Consider the following 16,040-nt stretch of genomic DNA (forward strand, 5'->3'; position numbering starts at 1 on the left):
TACAGAGCTATGAAAAGAAATGTTTGTGTTGTTTTGCTTGTTTTCGCTTTGCTTAGTTGTGCCCAGACAAGCAAGATACAAAGATATGCTGACGGAAGTATGGGACATATATTTCCAAAAGATTACACGCCAGCTTTGATGAGTTTTGATGGAGTCAGGGAAAGGTATACGCCCACCTATCAAGATATAGAAAAGGCTGAAGAAATATTGAACAAACAGCTTGAAGGAATCAACATCCCCCGTGCGGAACAGGGTATGAAAGGTTGCCCAATCATTCACAAGAACCTGCATAGGTACCGGAGGCAGTATATTGGGTATATTGATGATGATGGAAACAGGGTGGTGTGGATGAACTTTATCATCAAAAAAGATAAGGAGTCGCTGAAAAACTTGGATAAAGAAGTGATAGTTGTATTAGATGGCTGTAGCCAATATTGGAATGTTAAGGTTAATCTTGACAAGTCTAAGCTATACGACTTACGTGTGAACGGGATAGCTTAACTTTTTGCCAAAAACGTCTTGCAGCCCGGCCATTGTGCCGGGCTTTTCTTTTTACAGTGCTGCGATGCTCTTGAGCCTTGTCGCCTTGATGAACGCATCGATGGCGGCGAATACATGGGATCGGGTGTCGCTGTCCAGTCCCTGCACCTCTTTCACCGTTTGAGTGTCTCGTTGTCGATATGCTCGTGCTCGCCGTCCTTGACCAGGTAGTCGAGTGTGACGCCGAGTGCATCGGCGATCTTTGCGGCGACGTCTATCGATGGGATGTTCTCGCCCCTTTCGTACTTGCCGATGATATCGCCGGAGGTGCCGACTTTACCGCCGAGGTCTCCCTGCGTCATTTTCTTCTGCTTGCGCAAATGCCAATCTAGGTGATGCAAATTACAATAATCCACAATATCACTACCGAGGTATGATGTTGAATGCTAAGATAACATCTGCAAGGGATATAGGTAACTATGGCGCTGGGTTTGTTGCTGGTAGAAAGGGGTTAAGTTGGTTAGAAGCAAGGACTGGGTTCGATGCACTTGAAAGCTGGCAACAACGAACAATTACCAATGAAGGTCAACCAACTCAAAGAGCACAACTTCTCATTGCTGGTTTCGATTCTGTTAATTTTCGCCGGGACTGACCAGTTTCGTTCGTTTTACTGTTTGTCGGAAAATCAATATTTGACAGTTTGGAAACGCTTAGGAGGTAAATGCTATATTATACCAGGAAAATACTTCGGAATATTCAAACCCTCTATGTACATTGAAACTACCAATGATAATGGACTTACTATTGTAGATGTCAGTTCTTCCGAATATAGGTATGTAATTTCCAATGATTATGGAAAAAATGTGAAGATAAATTTGCAGGACCAAAAAGTAAAGTACTTTGATTATACCGAAAAGACTATCTTTATAAATGAGTATTATACAAATGGAAGAGTCAAAGATGAGTTGAAGTATATGCAGATAGATATTAAAGAAAACTTGGTTGTAATTAACGGTGTAAAACAATAGAAAGACTGAGTATTAAGATCGGTTAGGACAAAAGGTACGACTACGAGGCGAGGTATCACGGGCGGATCTGCCACCTATCTATATGATGGCAACGGCAACACGACCCGCGAGGTACCCCGAAAGACCTATTTATGATAGGTATAGATGATTGAATAAGCTAAGTGCCTAGTTTGTTGAGTAAATAAACAGATTGTTCATAATATTTTTTTAAGCTTTTATTCAGATTGGCGGCGATATCCTTTTGATCACTATATAGTGCAGCCATTGCATAAGCAATGACCTGTTCCGGTAGGTAACCACTGCGTTTGAAGGACCACCCTTGGTGTGAACCGTCCTGCCATTGGTTAAACTTGAAGGCCGAATTGCCTATGAATATGCCGAACCCGAAGTATATTGCGGTCAAATCCGTTAGGTGCTCTTCATCTTCCTCCGGGTCGCCGAGCGTCAGTAGCTTTATGTGGGCTACTTCATGGGCAATCGTCGCAACCAGGGAAGTGAAATCCGGAAGTTGCTGGCTGTTCAACTCAATGGTCTGCTTTCCGTCCTCGCTTTGGTAATAGATGCCTTCCGGCGTATCTGTTTCTTCAGATGCCAGCATGATGCCGTCCACCGCTGGGGGCGGGTCAAAGAAATATAATTCGATATTGCCAATAGGTATGCCCATCTGCCCACATACGATACCAAGTATACGGTGGGCATCGGCTTCACTTCCCGTAAACTCAACGGGGAAATGCTCAGGGGTAGGAGTAACAGCGTCAACATGATGGCCGAACTGCTCCCTTAGCCAAAGAAGGTTTACGTCTATCCATTCTTTGCCTTCCTGTGTTATGGGCGGCTTGGGTTTGAAGGGCCACATAGAGCGAACGGTTGTTATGACAAATTAAAGCTCTCCACTCTTCAGTTTCTTCACCTCTTCTGCTAACTCCAATACGGCTTTACTCAATGCGGTGATGGACTCAGTTTTGGTTCGATCTTCCTCGATGAATTTTTCAAGTAGGGAGGTTAGCTTGTCGGCAGCGTCATTCGTAATGGTTGGTTGATAATGCTGCTGGCTACTTTGGTCTTTTGAATGATCTTTGAATGTATTTCGATTGCTTTGAATATTGTAGATAACCTTTTCTTCCTTGAAATTTCGCACAAACTCCGATGTTACCCCAAGCGCGGCCGCCAATTCCTCTAAAATGGGTTCATCGATCTGAATCATGCTTTCAAATTCTGATATACGTTGCTGGGAGAATTTGCTGGGGCATAAATCGCCCAGGGCTTCTTGTTTCAACCCCATTATTTCTCGAATGCGTTTCAGATTATATCCCTCGTGAGATTTATCTTCTTGGAATGAAGTGTTCATGGTTCAAATATATCAAATTAGATTAGTAAAAATTGGCATATTACCACGAGGCCATTATATTTTGTTTTTTATTTTTAAATATAATGGTAAGTCTAATGGTGGTGACGGACACCTACAGCTACGACCGGAACGGGAATATCAGGACATTGGCACGGACGGATGCCTCGGCGGCGGTGGCGGACAACCTGACGCTGAACTATACCGGTAACCGGCTGACATCCGTCGTTGACGCGATCACCGCCACGGCCGACGTGAACTACCAGCTTCCCGGAACGACGGCATACAGCTACGATGCCAACGGCAACATGGACAGGCGGTACAACGGGACGAGCGGCCGCACGGCCAACAACATCGACACGGTGATCTACAACTACCTGAACCTGCCGCAGAGCGTGACGGCTGCTGCGGGCAACGCGACCTATGTGTACGACGCCACGGGGCGGAAGCTGCGGAGCACGGGGGGCCTGGTGGGGCAGGCGCGCGACTACATCGACGGGATCGAATACTCGGGCGGCACGATGGAGCTGATCCACACGGAGGAAGGGCGGATCATCCGGAGCGGGACAGCCTACACCTACCACTATTTCCTCAGGGACCACCTGGGCAACAACCGGGCGGGCTTCCAGCAGGGCACGAACGTGACCACGCCGAATTTCACGGCGGACTACTATCCGTTCGGGCTGCAGTACCGGCAATACATCCGTGCAGGTTCGCCGAAAAACAACTATCTTTACAACGGCAAGGAACTGCAGGACGGGATCAAGCAGTATGACTACGGAGCACGGTTCTATGACCCGGTACTCGGGAGATGGGGAAGTGTTGATCCGTTGGCGGAGAGCTTCCAGCCCTATTCGCCGTATAATTATACTCTCAACAATCCGATGCGGTTCATCGACCCCAACGGGATGTGGGTAGACGACTACTACTACAATGAAGAAGAGGAAATAGAATATGTGGTTCAGAATGACCAACCGGACAGACATTTTGTTTCGGACAGTGAAGGAGAATATAGTGAAGTGGGTTACAATGAACTTTCACAGGATATGAGGCAGGATTATTCGCTGGTTTCGTCGGGCATACAAAGTGGTGATTTGGGTTTTGATGAAGGAGTGTTGAGTCTTGGGAGCATGTTGAGTACAGGGACAGGCCAATCCGGAGGGGATATGAAGGGCTTTTATCTTTCCTTGCTGGGTTATGGGCTGGATAGGACGAGCAATAAAATGTTCAATAAGAATACCTGGTACAGTCTGCATCAATGGAAAACCTACAGCCAAAAATTCAATGGAAATCAGTATACTGGAGGGAAGAACGCTCACGGTCGAACCATCAGCAGAGGATTTACAGGTATTGGATATGGTTTAGGAATTTATAACGCTTACTCTGTTGAACAACAATACTCTAATGGACAGATCAATATTGCCCAGAGATGGACAGAACAGGTTTCAAATGTTATCTCGACAGGTGGGGGTGTTCACGGAGCAGCTTGGGGTATTGGCTGGGAAATCGGTCGTACAATTACAAACATCCCCGGTTATCATGAAAACGTGCGGGTTCCTGCTCAAAGGTTTTTGGGTATTCGCCCGTAATCTTTAAACGATTTACGGCTATGAAAGTGTTCTATTACTACTACTACCGATTTTACTCTAAAGTATTGGTACAATCAGAACCGCATTTTGTGGTGATTTTGGTGTTGAGTGCGATGGAAGGTTTTCTAATCAATTATCTAATTGATTTTTTGATTGTTCATCTGTGCTGCACCATACCTTCAGAGATTTGGTATAAGTTACTAGTAGTTGGTGTTTTACTAATAGCAAATTTTAACTACTATGGACGGAAAGGTAAGGGAACTGCAATTGTCAAAGAGAAGCCCAAGTTTTTCGACAACCATCGAGTCTCTATTATTATTGTTCTCGTAATTACTTTATCTATTATCTCTTTGCTTTTCTGGGCAGCGGATTACAAGATGGTAGTTTTAGCCGACTGCAAGTAAAATAACTGATTTTGGGAAGCACATTGAGTACAGAGACATGCCAATCGGGGGATATGAAGAGCTTTTATCTTTCTTTCCTGGGTTATGGATTGGAAAGAGCGAGCAATAAAATGTTCAATAAGAATACCTGGTACAGTCTGCATCAATGGAAAACCTACAGCCAAAAATTCAATGGAAATCAGTATACGGGAGGGAAGAACGCACATGGGGGTGCCTTTAGTGCATATGGTTTGAGAACGCAGTATAAGGCCGGAGAAATGAATACGGGACAATATATGCTTGAACAGGGGTCAAACTTAATTTCGACATTTGGCGGTACTTATGGAGCTGCTTGGGGCGTTGGTTGGGAAATTGGTCGTGCAATTACAAACATACCCGGTTATCATGAAAATGTCAGGCTTCCGGCACAGCGATTTTTAGGAATAAGGCGCTAATGTAACACGGATAGATGAGCAAAACAGAAAAAATTAAGTTATCTTTTTCCCAGCTTTGTTGGCATTACTCTATAGTTCCATTTCTTTTGATAGTCCCACTGTTGGAAGCTTGGGATTTGTTAAATTACTATATGCTGCGGAAATATGATGGGGTTAGAAATCCATCGGAATTGGTGACAGTGTCTCTGGCTTTTGTAGCGCTGTCTATATTGTTTTACTTTATTCAAAAACGCAGGTTAAGGTTCAGAGAGTTCAATATACCCTGCACTAATGAAGCATTTGACAAAGCATTGAAGAAGACGTCCGAAGAATTGAAATGGAAGATCGTAGCGAAAAGAAAAGGTTATGTAAGAGCCTATCGGGATTGGAATTGGTCGGCAAGCTGGGGCGAACTGATTACCATCAAACGGGAGGGCGACCGGATACTGATCAATAGTATATGTAACCCAGAGGCGATATTCATCTCGGTTATCTCGTATGGTTGGAACAAAAAAAATATAAGAACTTTTATTGATAACCTGTCAAATCAATCTGCGGATGCCGAGGTAATATCTGTTGATAATCGATAAATGCCTTTACAAAAGTTCAAGCCCGGCCACGCGCCGGGCTTTTTGGTTACTGTGAGCAGGCCTTCCTTGCCTTGAAGTCGCGTATGAGCGCGTCGATAACGAGGAATACCTTCTTAACGAAAGAACAAGGGAAAATTGCGATAGAAGGTTTGAAAAAAGATTTAGGGCTGAGATCGGATTTTCACGGTAAGATACTGAATAATGGAGATTTGGTTAGTCCAAGGACTAATCAAGTTATTGGTACTTTTTCCCTAAACGTCGATACTTTGAGAAAATACAAGGAGAGCCCAAGTTTTGAAATTAGCTTGTGGATATGGATTGAAACGAATAATGCAGGTATTGGTTTAGATTTGGATAGTGAAGAACTTGATTTTATTAATTGCGTTACCAATAAAGTGCATATATCATTTATATCTAATAAAGAAATGGAATTGCAATATTAGAGCTATCAATAGAAAGGGGGAAGACAAGTTGAAAAAGGCAGGATCGTAAATAAGCGACGCATAATTATGAAGAGAAAAATTGAGTTGGGAGATGTCTTTGAACTTGAGACAAAAAAAGGAATGAAGGCGTATTTTCAATGCGCTGAAATACCTAGGGACGATAGGTACCTTGAATTAATCAAGATTTTTTATGATTTATACCCTAAACGACCCGGTAAGATTGATGTGATTGTCAATCGTCCTTTCTTTTTTAACGAATTTCCGCTAAAAGCTGCGTTGAGAAGGAAAATCGCTGAAAAAATTGGCAATCAACCTTTGCCTGCAGGTTTTAAACCTCCGAGGTACTTTAGGACAGAGAATACTTTTGGACCAGGGTGGCAAATCGTAGATTCGGAAACATGTCAACGCCAGACTGTTATTGAATTGTCGGAAGAACATAAGAAACTATCCCCATGGGGGTCGATGAATGATACTTTAATACTTGAATTATTAGAAAAAGGATGGACATTGGAAAATTGGACGCTAACGAATAGATTCGCAGGATAGGTACATTCGATTGCCTTCTTAGAATTCGCATCAACAATAATGTGGGGAAGTGTGGATCCGTTGGCGGAGCAGATGCGACGGTATTCGCCGTATAACTATACGTTTAATAATCCGATTAGATTTATTGATCCGGATGGATGTTCCCGACGTTTAATAGTGACGGACAGCAAGATGGAGACGGATACAGCGATGAACCGACCCCGGGTGAAAAGTTAAGTGCGCTACTTTTCACCATGTTCGGCATCAATTGGGGCGGGCACATGGCGAACTTCAAGGTTTTGTTAAAGGGAATGCTGAAGCAATCTTCAAATCAATAACACACCGAGGAACAAAATTGTCATCAGGTGCGGTACAGATGTCGAATGGCACTACAATTAGAATGTACAATGCTACTTAGAATTACGCCATGACAGAATTTAGTAGACATATAGATTTCTATAGTGATTATTGGTATAAGCATTTTTCGATGGTTATACCTGAAAATAAGTGGGGAGATAAGAAGATAGCCGAAGCATATTTGCAAAAGTATTGGCTGGCTGAACAAGAATACTTAAGTGTTTGGGGGCCCATCTAAGATAAAGTTTTTGTTCAAGGTAGACGTTTGCCCGATTTAATATATTATTCTGAATTTGCAATGATGGCGACTAATGGCGGTTGTTTGTTTGTGGAAAAGGATTTTAAGCAATTGCAAAAAGCAATGCAGCAAATCGGTGAAAGATATTTTATTGTTGTTCAGAATACACAAGAATATACAAATGATGAACCGATGTTTAGGATGAAATTTCCTGTAGACATAATGTGGGAAGAGTTAATAAGTGGGAATTATATATCTGCTGTTCTCATAGAGATGTCGATGAATGAATATTTTGTTTTTGGTGAAAGTGGAAAATGGGGTAAATATTCGGCTAACGATTATGAACGGCCCTTAGATATAATTGGTTTTAAGTCTGAGCTGGCACCTGTTTTTCAGAACCATTTTAAGCAAAATAGAAAGGAATATGAAGAGATATATGAATGGTTACCTCCAAAATATAGAGAACTGATTCAATAGGATGGCCAGATTCCGTAAATGTGGGTGGTTACAATGTTGTAATTAGGTCTAAAGGCGCATTACCGTAAAGGGATAAATGGCAACTATCTTTTGACAAGACGTAACCTTTCGTTGTTCGGCGGCGAAGCGATGACATCAGTTACTGCTCCAATGACAACTATTGGACAAATAGGAAGAGGATTTGCTTTCGGAGGTACTGTACTAGGAGTATTGTCAGCGATTGATGACGGTATTAGAGTGTATAAGGTGATATAAGTGTAAGTAGATTTGGCTATCGTATCACTGGCGGTGGTGTTTCGTTAGGACTCGGATTTATAAAAGGCGGTGGACCCTTGGGGTTCGTATTAGGCGCAGAAACGTATGTCTTTGAAAAAGGATATGACATCGTTGCTCCCCAAGTGCATTCAAGTTTTGATCAATTTTACGGACGCTGATGAGTAACTGGTTGAACTTAAGAAGATAAAATCCCATGAAAAAATTATTGTATTTGTTAGTGTTTTTGCTGGTTATTTTTAGTTTCTGCGCTTATTTTGTATATAATAAGATGTTGACGGAATTTCAAGTGAAGAAAGTTTATATAGAAGATAAAAAAGCTGTTTACTTAAAAAACTTCGTGAGAGGGTTGAATTATAACAGGCTAGCTATATCAGTGTCTGATTCCCGTGAATTTAATCCCGAAAGAGATTATATTTATGATTGGGATGAAACAATATTTTACAAAGTAAGTAATGATACATTACATGTCTTATCTAGTGAGTTAGCTCCTAATCCCATAAGCGATGGCGCTGTGGGAGTAATTGTTGTGCAGGAAACCTATTCAAATTCTGAATATTATACTTTGATTCACAGTTACCGAGAAAAGGGATATAACAAGCTTCCTGAATAACACATATTTACCGGGTTGGCAGAAATACAGGAGGTAATCCCAGACGTAATTATATGAAACATATTATAATCACTGCAATTTTTGCATTATGCCTTTTTGGTTGCACGACAGGCGCTTATCAGTTCATTTCACCAAACGGAGAGAATAAAATTACGATTAAGACAGATGGAGACATAAAATATATCATCAATGGTTTGCATCGTAAGGTTCCCGATTCTGGTTACGTAATGATAGACCTTTCTAGCGTTGATCGCGAAGCCGGGGATCAGGTTGTTGGATGTTGGGACAAGGATGGTTTCGAGTGGGTGATCCGGATGCAGAATGTCATGGTTTTGGAAAATAGGTTAGACACTAGTCGACACCTGTTTTTAGAACATTTTCCCACGGAAGGTCCTCACAATATTCCTACTTTAAAAGGATATACAGACACCAACTGTTTTAGCATAAGTTTCGACTATCGCTTTCTTGGGAGAGTGGAAGGAGCTGTTACAAAAAGGTAATTAGTTAGATTACGAGGCACGGTTCTACGACCTGATAGTCCGTAAACTATTTTATCATTGGGACAACAATCGACTTTACCAGCTGCAGGAAATTTTGAGAGAGTTATAAGCGGTATATGCCTTGCTCAATTGAACTAGGCGTTGTTGTTTATCTGATAGGCTATATCCTTAGTTGTTGTTTTATAACTGCAAGTTGTGTTTTGGGTGGAAATTAACCCGCCTGGTCATTGATGTTGCATAAAATAGCGATAAATTATTTTGGAAATGATCCGCCCAATTCGTAACATTACAATGGAAAAACAATAGCCTAAACCGGAGAATAATCAACAGATCGATTAACTGGCTTTTGTAAGTGAGAAGGGATCGTGCGGGCAGCAGGGACATTCCGTTCAGCGGTGCCATGCGTCAGTTGCGTACGCGGCGGAGTGGACAAACGTTGAACAAAAACACAGAAGCCATAATGATAAAATCGAGGTTGAAAGCACCGATCAAATAAAATCAACTATACATACTATGAAACAGATGACTAGGAATTGGATGGCGGTGGCGCTGCTGCTGCATGGCCTGCAGGGGCTGGGACAGGTGGTGACCGATCTCGCCCCGGGCGATTACAAAAGCATCGTGATCAACACAACGGGCAACGGGGATTATACAAAGGGGCTGATCCTGTTGCATGAGGCATACAACGGCACGGACCTGCCCAACAATTACGCCATCGGGTCCATCACGGCCATGCGGGGAAGTGCTGGTACCGTAAATCGCATAGATGCCGGAGAGATTCGGTCATCGTCTGCGTACAGGCAGATTTTCGGTCATCTGGTGTCGATAGACGGGGCATCATCCTGGCAACTGAAGACCTGTATGTACAATGGCAAGAAATATCTTGCCGTCGAAGTGCCATACGCCGCGCCGTACCATAATCATGGCTTCAAGTTTGTCGGCTGGACAATTTCCAGCGGTGAAAACATGAAATACATCGCCTATGAACAGAACGGCACGCCGGTGAATACGGCCATACTGACGAATATTGCCCCGTATGAGGCCAACCTGAACATCACTCAATTTTCGAAGACCTATACCATTCACGGCAATGTCGGTATCGGCACCGCCACTCCCCAGGCCAAACTCGCCGTAAACGGCAACATCCTAGCCAAAGAGGTGAAAGTGAAGACTGACATCTCCGTGCCGGACTACGTGTTTGAGGAGGATTATGACCTGCCTACGCTGGAAGAAATCGAAACCTATGTAAAGGAACATAAGCATCTGCCGGAGATTCCTTCAGCGGCGGATATCGAAAAGGACGGGCTGGACCTGGGAGAGATGAACCTGCTGCTGCTGAAGAAGGTGGAGGAGCTGACGCTGCATTTAATTGAGATGCGCAGTGAGCTGGATATGCTGAAGAAAAACAACTAGTCAACGATAAATTGAGTATACCATGATGATACAGAAATCAATTGCCCTAATTTTTATTGCAGCACTGGCAGCGACTGTTTGTCAGGCACAGGAGACTAATACGTTTCCGGACAACGGCCATGCCGGCATTGGGACGACTAGCCCTTATACAGTCGGCTCATACAGTATTCTGGATATCACAGGAAAATCAACCACCAACGGCGGATATATCCGGTTTGCCACTTCGAACGGTTCTGGGGAGGCCCGGATATTCAATACCAATGACCGGCTGCTTTTTGACCTACAGAAAGCGGGGATGTATGCCCAGTGGCGAAACTCGACAGGTGATGAAATATACCGGCTAAATCAAGATGGCTCATCACGCTGGAGCGGTAACAGTTCGAGCTACACCGAAGTAGCATCCAATGCAAGCGGGCAATTCATGCGCCAGTATTCAAACGACGGCAGCACCCTGAGTTGGCTGATCCGTGGCTATAACACCAACGGTATCCAGGCGGAATTCCGGCACGGCGGCATCGAAGTGAATGGCCGTGTGCGCGCCAAGGAGGTAAAGGTGGAAACAGCCAATTGGCCGGACTACGTATTTGCTGATGGATACCGCCTGATGCCGCTGATGGAACTGGATGCTTACATCAATGCACACCATCGATTGCCGGACATGCCTTCGGCCCAGGAAGTGGGCGCGGAGGGCGTGGATCTTGGGGAGATGAACCGGAAGCTGCTGGAAAAGGTGGAGGAGCTGACGCTGCATTTGATTGAGATGAAAAAATCCGCAAAGGAGCAGCATGAACGCATTGCGAATTTAGAGATGCAATTACAAACGAAATAATGATCAACACACGAATGACATGATAACCAAAGGATTAAAAACAATTGCAATGCTGGTCATTGCCATCGGCTTCGAACCATCGAATGCCCAAACGACGTATACAGGCATCTTCCGTACCGCTACGGGCAACACAATCTATCATCAATTTGTCCGTAATGGTAACGGTGCGGCGGTGTATATCAATCAGGAAAACACCACACAGCCTATACTCCGGCTGTCCAGCGGTACGGTCACAGCGAACGAGAATGTGGTGTTCACGGTGGAGAATGACGGAAAAGTAGGCATCGGCACCACCACTCCCCAAGCCAAACTCGCGGTAAACGGCAACATTCTAGCCAAAGAGGTGAAGGTAAAGACGGACATCTCCGTGCCGGATTATGTGTTTGAGCCGGATTATGACCTGCCTACTTTGGATGAAATCGAAACCTACGTAAAGAAACATAAGCACCTGCCGGAGATTCCTTCAGCGGCGGATATCGAAAAGGACGGTCTGGACCTGGCGGAGATGAACCTGCTGCTGCTGAAAAAGGTGGAGGAGCTGACGCTGCATTTGATCGACCAACGAAAGGCTGAACTGGAGCTCAGGCAACGGTATGATTCGCTGCATGCGGGATACGAGCTGCTGAAGCAGGAATCCGCGCAAACGCGGCTTGATTTGCTTCGGGTGACCAAAGCCATGCAGGCAAACACTAATTTTAAGACACCTTAACGACTACTTCTATGCGAATCATTTGTATGCAATGCTTACCCCTGTTATTGCTGGCGCAGGCGGTATTGGGCCAGCCCGCGACGCAGCAACCCATGAGCGCACTGGCGCAGATGAATATCCTGCCTCCTGCACCAAACGCGTTTGAACTGACGCGCTATAGTGGCCTGCCGGTGACGATGTCCAGCGGATCGGTATCGGCAAGTATTCCGCTGGGCGAAGCCCGAAGCGGCGGCATATCCATCCCTATATCGCTTGCCTACCAATCGGGGAATGGCATCAAGCTTAGCCAGATCGCTTCGCGTGTCGGTATGTCCTGGACGCTCCAGGCGGGGGGCGTGATTACCCGCAGCGTGTATGATTCGCCGGATGAAACGGCTACCTGGCAGGTGCCGCCGGCAGACCTGGCGAGCAATACCAGCCAGGTGTATACCTACCTGGACAATGTAACGAATGGCAACCTTTACGATTCGCAGCCGGATGTGTTCAGCTTCAACTTCGGCGAATTTTCAGGGAAGTTCATCCTGAACCAGACGCAGAAGACGCAGGTGATCATGCTGAATGCCGTGCCGCTGAAGGTGGAACCCAACTTCAACCTGACGCAGGGGGACTGGACGTTCCGCGTCATTGACCCGAAGGGTACCATTTACTACTTTGGCGGCAGCATGGCTACGGAAAAGACAAGGACCGTGCCGACGGGGACAATTTGTGGAAAGAACTATGACGCCTTTATTCCCACAGCCTGGTACCTCAAGAGCGTGACGAATCCGAACGGCGATGTGGTGACATTTGATTATGTTCCCTGTAACTTCGACTATTCCGCTGAGGTGTCACAGACCGTCATCCGTACACCACAGTCGACCCTGTCGACCCCCGCGTGTCCGGGTTCGAACTGCCCGCTTCGGACCGAAAACCAGATCTGCGTGAGTAACCTGAGAAGCCAGGGGGTTATCTTAAAAGCAATAACGTCAGACTTCCTGCGTGTCAACTTTTCATATACGGGCCGGCCCGACGTGGTGGGCGACTCGCTGGTGAGCCAGGTGGCTTTTCGCAGGAGAAAGGACGGCTCGGCTACTGTCCCTTATTTTCAGTACAATCTGCTTTATGAAAACAGTACCAATAATTCATACAATTATCCCAATGACCTGACCGGTGCCCTAAGGCAACGGCCGTTTTTGATACGGGTCACGAAAGCGGCCACAGGCATGGCCGAGGAACGGCATGTGTTGAGCTATTATAACAAGAATGCCCTGGCTCCAAGGCTTGCCTATGCGCAGGATTACTGGGGGTATTTCAATGGGAAGAATAACACGGGCCTTGTGCCGCGGAGCACGGATGTTTCCCTGCAGCCGCTTTTTCCGACCAGCATGGCCGACCGGACGCCCGACGGCGCCTTTGCCCACTATGGCTTGCTCAGCCGGATCACGTATCCGACAGGGGGGAGCGACAGCCTGATCTACGAGGCCAATACCATCTATGAAACGCGGTCGGAGTCGGCCACACCTACGCAGGTGCAGCGGTCTGTACAGGGGATCGGGTTTTCGGGCGAAACTAATGTAACGGTAAACGTCACCATCACGAGCGCACAAAACGTTATATTCAATGCTTCGTGCGACTATAGCGGCACGGGCACCAACGATCAGATCCACCAGCATGCTATTCTACGGATATATAATGCAAGTAATACGCAGATCCACAACAGCATCATTCAGATCGGGCAGTCCATCGCTCCGGGTGTGTTGCTGTCTTCGGGTACGTACCGGATCGAGTTCAGTGCGTTCGGTGAAGCCGCGCTGGGCAACCTGGGCTTCAGCTACCTGCCGCAGGGCACCAGCACTACCGCCAATTTCCAGGCCGGGGGTGTACGGATAGCCCGGGCAATATCGACGCCCCTGGTGGGCTCGGCAGAAACCAGGAAATACATTTATGCCGCCCTGGCGTCGCAAACCCAGTCGTCCGGCAGGCTGAGGGAGACCGCGCGGGCCAACGACTTCTATTCCGATCTGGTAGACGGTGCGCAGTGCGGTGTGGACGTTGGAGGTATGGTGGCACAGTGTGTTTACAAGGCGGCGTATTCCACTCCGGTGTATTCCCTCGAGTATCTTTCCGGCGGGCATATTTATTATACGCACGTCATCGTGGTGGATAACGATAGCTGGGCCAATGGCGGTACGGAATACCAGTACCTGGGCGCACCCGGATTCAACCCTACGCTGGTACGCGGGAGAACGATTCCCGGTGTCCCGATAGCGAACTATGGCCATGATCCGGGACTGGAACGGGCGGCCACCACATTTGTGACCACGGGAGGCACGTCTGGTAACTATACCGTGCAGATGGTTCGCGAGGTGATCACCGATTACAGGACGGATGAACGGCTGAACCTGGAACTCGATTGTTTTTCGGTACGGCGCAACTGGCCGGTGTCATACGTTTCCAATCCACCGGCGGCGTCGCAATTCGCACCTTATGACGTTATGCGGTATACGGTCGTACGCAAATGGGTGTATCCGGAAGTGCGGACCACGCGGGAATTCCGTTCGGAGGGTAACCCGGTGATCACGACAGAAGAATACGGGTACGATAACGTGACGCACCTCCAGCCCAACCGTATACGGCGCTCGGCGAGCGACGGCAGCGTGGAGGTGACCCACACCCTTTATCCCCACGACTATTCGAACACCACGGGCTTCATCGGGGAGATGAAAACCAGTTTCCTTGTGGGCTACCCCGTCGAGGAGGTGCGGTACCGGGAGGTGGGCACCACGCAGACGATCCTCTCTGGCAGTAACACCACCTACGTGTTAGGCGCAAAGGGCCTGATCGACGAGGTGTGGCAGCTGGAGTCGCCGAACCCGGTGCCATTGGCGTCGTTCAAGTTCAGCAACCGTGCACAGGGACAGCTGCCGCCCGGTACGGGCAGCAACGGTTCATACACGCGGGATTCACGGTATAAGGTGAAGCTTAAATACGATGAATATGACGCAAAGGGCAATCCGTTGCAGTATACACCGGCAGACGGTGTGCCGGTGAGCCTGGTGTGGGGCTATCGGGGTAGGTTTCCCGTGGCAGAGGTGCGCAATGCGACGAGGGCGGCCACAGTGGCAACGAACTTCAGCCAGACGGTGCTGGAAAACCTGAATGCCGAGGAAGCCACTAGGCTGGCTGAGCTGGCAAAGATACGGAACCACACCTCGGTGAAAAAGGCGGAAGTGACCATCCTGACGTACGATCCGCTGGGGGGCATGACCACTCAGGTGGATCCTTCGGGCCGGAAGCTGAGCTACGAGTACGACGGGTTCGGCCGATTGTGGCGGGTGAAGGACCATTTCGGCAACATCATCGAGGAGTACAAATACAATTACCGGCCCTAAACCGATACGGACATGGAAACGAAAAGACATCAATACCCATCCGCGGCGGCTGCCGTGTTGCTGCTCACGCTTTTTTCACAGGCCGTGCATGCCCAGCTGGCGCTGAACAAGCCGGGGGCCACGGGGGAGTACACGGCGCCGACCACCATCACGCTCTCTCCTGGCTTCCAGAGCACGGGCAACTTCCGTGCGTGGATCGCCCCTGCGGCGGCGGCGCTTGGCAATGCGGCGAGCGCGAACCAGAACTACATCCAGAAGACGGTGTACCTGCGGGGTTTCGGGAACACGCCGCCGACGGCACCCACGGTCGCCGAGGCGCTGCGGGACATCACGTACTACGACGGGCTGGGCAGGGAGATCCAGACAGTCGGGGTGAAGGCCGCCCCGAACCAGCGGGACGTGGTGACGCCCGTGGAGTACGACGCCTTCGGGCGCCAGCACCG

The 16,040-nt window shown here is 47.3% G+C and carries 20 protein-coding genes; 17 read left to right on the top strand and 3 right to left on the bottom strand.

All coding sequences use genetic code 11. The annotated features are described in order from the left end of the window. Positions 1-9: 9 nt before the first annotated feature. Positions 10-501 (top strand): hypothetical protein, encoded by a 492-nt coding sequence (locus ACMGDE_RS19375; protein WP_436834490.1) that lies wholly within the window; start codon positions 10-12, stop codon positions 499-501. A 152-nt stretch (positions 502-653) separates the two neighbouring features. On the opposite strand, the gene ACMGDE_RS19380 is transcribed toward ACMGDE_RS19375, so the two are convergent. Beyond that, positions 654-881, bottom strand: coding sequence for a helix-turn-helix domain-containing protein (locus tag ACMGDE_RS19380; protein ID WP_436834491.1), 228 nt, complete (start codon positions 879-881; stop codon positions 654-656). A 177-nt stretch (positions 882-1,058) separates the two neighbouring features. Between ACMGDE_RS19380 and ACMGDE_RS19385 the strand changes: the two genes are divergently transcribed. Continuing rightward, a complete protein-coding gene (locus ACMGDE_RS19385; RefSeq protein ID WP_436834492.1) occupies positions 1,059-1,508 on the top strand; it encodes a hypothetical protein in 450 nt (149 codons plus the stop codon). A 157-nt stretch (positions 1,509-1,665) separates the two neighbouring features. Here ACMGDE_RS19385 and ACMGDE_RS19390 read toward each other — a convergent pair whose 3' ends face one another. Continuing rightward, positions 1,666-2,364 carry a hypothetical protein gene (locus tag ACMGDE_RS19390; RefSeq protein ID WP_436834493.1) on the bottom strand — a complete coding sequence of 233 codons (699 nt, stop codon included), beginning with the start codon at positions 2,362-2,364 and terminating at the stop codon, positions 1,666-1,668. Positions 2,365-2,388: 24 nt separating this feature from the next. Beyond that, positions 2,389-2,856, bottom strand: coding sequence for a helix-turn-helix domain-containing protein (locus ACMGDE_RS19395; RefSeq protein WP_436834494.1), 468 nt, complete (start codon positions 2,854-2,856; stop codon positions 2,389-2,391). Between the two features lie 83 nt (positions 2,857-2,939). On the opposite strand from ACMGDE_RS19395, the gene ACMGDE_RS19400 reads away from it, so the two are divergent. From ACMGDE_RS19400 to ACMGDE_RS19470, 15 genes are all read left to right on the top strand, one after another. Beyond that, on the top strand, positions 2,940-4,442 hold the full coding sequence (locus tag ACMGDE_RS19400) for an RHS repeat-associated core domain-containing protein (protein ID WP_436834495.1): 1,503 nt from the start codon (positions 2,940-2,942) through the stop codon (positions 4,440-4,442). Between the two features lie 20 nt (positions 4,443-4,462). Then, positions 4,463-4,846: a hypothetical protein gene (locus tag ACMGDE_RS19405; RefSeq protein ID WP_436834496.1), complete on the top strand. Its 384-nt coding sequence runs from the start codon at positions 4,463-4,465 to the stop codon at positions 4,844-4,846. A 53-nt stretch (positions 4,847-4,899) separates the two neighbouring features. Then, entirely contained in the window at positions 4,900-5,280 is a 381-nt protein-coding gene (locus ACMGDE_RS19410; RefSeq protein WP_436834497.1) for a hypothetical protein, read from the top strand. Between the two features lie 14 nt (positions 5,281-5,294). Then, complete coding sequence (locus tag ACMGDE_RS19415) at positions 5,295-5,849, top strand: hypothetical protein (RefSeq protein ID WP_436834498.1); 555 nt, start codon at positions 5,295-5,297, stop codon at positions 5,847-5,849. A gap of 83 nt (positions 5,850-5,932) precedes the next feature. Next, the gene (locus tag ACMGDE_RS19420; RefSeq protein ID WP_436834499.1) at positions 5,933-6,292 is read left to right on the top strand and encodes a hypothetical protein; all 360 of its coding nucleotides are present in this window, start codon (positions 5,933-5,935) and stop codon (positions 6,290-6,292) included. Positions 6,293-6,358: 66 nt separating this feature from the next. After that, positions 6,359-6,838, top strand: coding sequence for a hypothetical protein (locus tag ACMGDE_RS19425; protein WP_436834500.1), 480 nt, complete (start codon positions 6,359-6,361; stop codon positions 6,836-6,838). Positions 6,839-7,244: 406 nt separating this feature from the next. Beyond that, positions 7,245-7,412: a hypothetical protein gene (locus ACMGDE_RS19430; protein WP_436834501.1), complete on the top strand. Its 168-nt coding sequence runs from the start codon at positions 7,245-7,247 to the stop codon at positions 7,410-7,412. A 60-nt stretch (positions 7,413-7,472) separates the two neighbouring features. Then, positions 7,473-7,889, top strand: coding sequence for a hypothetical protein (locus tag ACMGDE_RS19435; protein WP_436834502.1), 417 nt, complete (start codon positions 7,473-7,475; stop codon positions 7,887-7,889). A 469-nt stretch (positions 7,890-8,358) separates the two neighbouring features. Next, positions 8,359-8,775, top strand: coding sequence for a hypothetical protein (locus ACMGDE_RS19440; RefSeq protein ID WP_436834503.1), 417 nt, complete (start codon positions 8,359-8,361; stop codon positions 8,773-8,775). Between the two features lie 53 nt (positions 8,776-8,828). Then, a complete protein-coding gene (locus tag ACMGDE_RS19445) occupies positions 8,829-9,275 on the top strand; it encodes a hypothetical protein (protein WP_436834504.1) in 447 nt (148 codons plus the stop codon). A 522-nt stretch (positions 9,276-9,797) separates the two neighbouring features. Further along, complete coding sequence (locus ACMGDE_RS19450; protein WP_436834505.1) at positions 9,798-10,688, top strand: hypothetical protein; 891 nt, start codon at positions 9,798-9,800, stop codon at positions 10,686-10,688. Between the two features lie 22 nt (positions 10,689-10,710). Beyond that, complete coding sequence (locus ACMGDE_RS19455; protein ID WP_436834506.1) at positions 10,711-11,517, top strand: hypothetical protein; 807 nt, start codon at positions 10,711-10,713, stop codon at positions 11,515-11,517. Positions 11,518-11,536: 19 nt separating this feature from the next. Continuing rightward, entirely contained in the window at positions 11,537-12,226 is a 690-nt protein-coding gene (locus tag ACMGDE_RS19460; protein WP_436834507.1) for a hypothetical protein, read from the top strand. A 26-nt stretch (positions 12,227-12,252) separates the two neighbouring features. Next, complete coding sequence (locus ACMGDE_RS19465; RefSeq protein ID WP_436834508.1) at positions 12,253-15,597, top strand: RHS repeat domain-containing protein; 3,345 nt, start codon at positions 12,253-12,255, stop codon at positions 15,595-15,597. A gap of 12 nt (positions 15,598-15,609) precedes the next feature. Continuing rightward, positions 15,610-16,040: DUF6443 domain-containing protein (locus ACMGDE_RS19470; RefSeq protein WP_436834509.1), on the top strand; the 431-nt coding region annotated here is incomplete at its 3' end.

It is taken from the genome of Parapedobacter brassicae (genome assembly GCF_051400755.1).
In the GTDB taxonomy this organism is placed as follows: domain Bacteria; phylum Bacteroidota; class Bacteroidia; order Sphingobacteriales; family Sphingobacteriaceae; genus Parapedobacter.

Bases quoted from the DNA above. Each gene is read 5' to 3' on its own strand.
- ACMGDE_RS19375 (WP_436834490.1), top strand. From the start codon at position 10: ATGAAAAGAAATGTTTGTGTTGTTTTGCTTGTTTTCGCTTTGCTTAGT.
- ACMGDE_RS19385 (WP_436834492.1), top strand. From the start codon at position 1,059: ATGAAGGTCAACCAACTCAAAGAGCACAACTTCTCATTGCTGGTTTCG.
- ACMGDE_RS19390 (WP_436834493.1), bottom strand. From the start codon at position 2,364: ATGTGGCCCTTCAAACCCAAGCCGCCCATAACACAGGAAGGCAAAGAA.
- ACMGDE_RS19395 (WP_436834494.1), bottom strand. From the start codon at position 2,856: ATGAACACTTCATTCCAAGAAGATAAATCTCACGAGGGATATAATCTG.
- ACMGDE_RS19400 (WP_436834495.1), top strand. From the start codon at position 2,940: ATGGTAAGTCTAATGGTGGTGACGGACACCTACAGCTACGACCGGAAC.
- ACMGDE_RS19405 (WP_436834496.1), top strand. From the start codon at position 4,463: ATGAAAGTGTTCTATTACTACTACTACCGATTTTACTCTAAAGTATTG.
- ACMGDE_RS19410 (WP_436834497.1), top strand. From the start codon at position 4,900: ATGAAGAGCTTTTATCTTTCTTTCCTGGGTTATGGATTGGAAAGAGCG.
- ACMGDE_RS19415 (WP_436834498.1), top strand. From the start codon at position 5,295: ATGAGCAAAACAGAAAAAATTAAGTTATCTTTTTCCCAGCTTTGTTGG.
- ACMGDE_RS19420 (WP_436834499.1), top strand. From the start codon at position 5,933: ATGAGCGCGTCGATAACGAGGAATACCTTCTTAACGAAAGAACAAGGG.
- ACMGDE_RS19425 (WP_436834500.1), top strand. From the start codon at position 6,359: ATGAAGAGAAAAATTGAGTTGGGAGATGTCTTTGAACTTGAGACAAAA.
- ACMGDE_RS19430 (WP_436834501.1), top strand. From the start codon at position 7,245: ATGACAGAATTTAGTAGACATATAGATTTCTATAGTGATTATTGGTAT.
- ACMGDE_RS19435 (WP_436834502.1), top strand. From the start codon at position 7,473: ATGATGGCGACTAATGGCGGTTGTTTGTTTGTGGAAAAGGATTTTAAG.
- ACMGDE_RS19440 (WP_436834503.1), top strand. From the start codon at position 8,359: ATGAAAAAATTATTGTATTTGTTAGTGTTTTTGCTGGTTATTTTTAGT.
- ACMGDE_RS19445 (WP_436834504.1), top strand. From the start codon at position 8,829: ATGAAACATATTATAATCACTGCAATTTTTGCATTATGCCTTTTTGGT.
- ACMGDE_RS19450 (WP_436834505.1), top strand. From the start codon at position 9,798: ATGACTAGGAATTGGATGGCGGTGGCGCTGCTGCTGCATGGCCTGCAG.
- ACMGDE_RS19455 (WP_436834506.1), top strand. From the start codon at position 10,711: ATGATGATACAGAAATCAATTGCCCTAATTTTTATTGCAGCACTGGCA.
- ACMGDE_RS19460 (WP_436834507.1), top strand. From the start codon at position 11,537: ATGATAACCAAAGGATTAAAAACAATTGCAATGCTGGTCATTGCCATC.
- ACMGDE_RS19465 (WP_436834508.1), top strand. From the start codon at position 12,253: ATGCAATGCTTACCCCTGTTATTGCTGGCGCAGGCGGTATTGGGCCAG.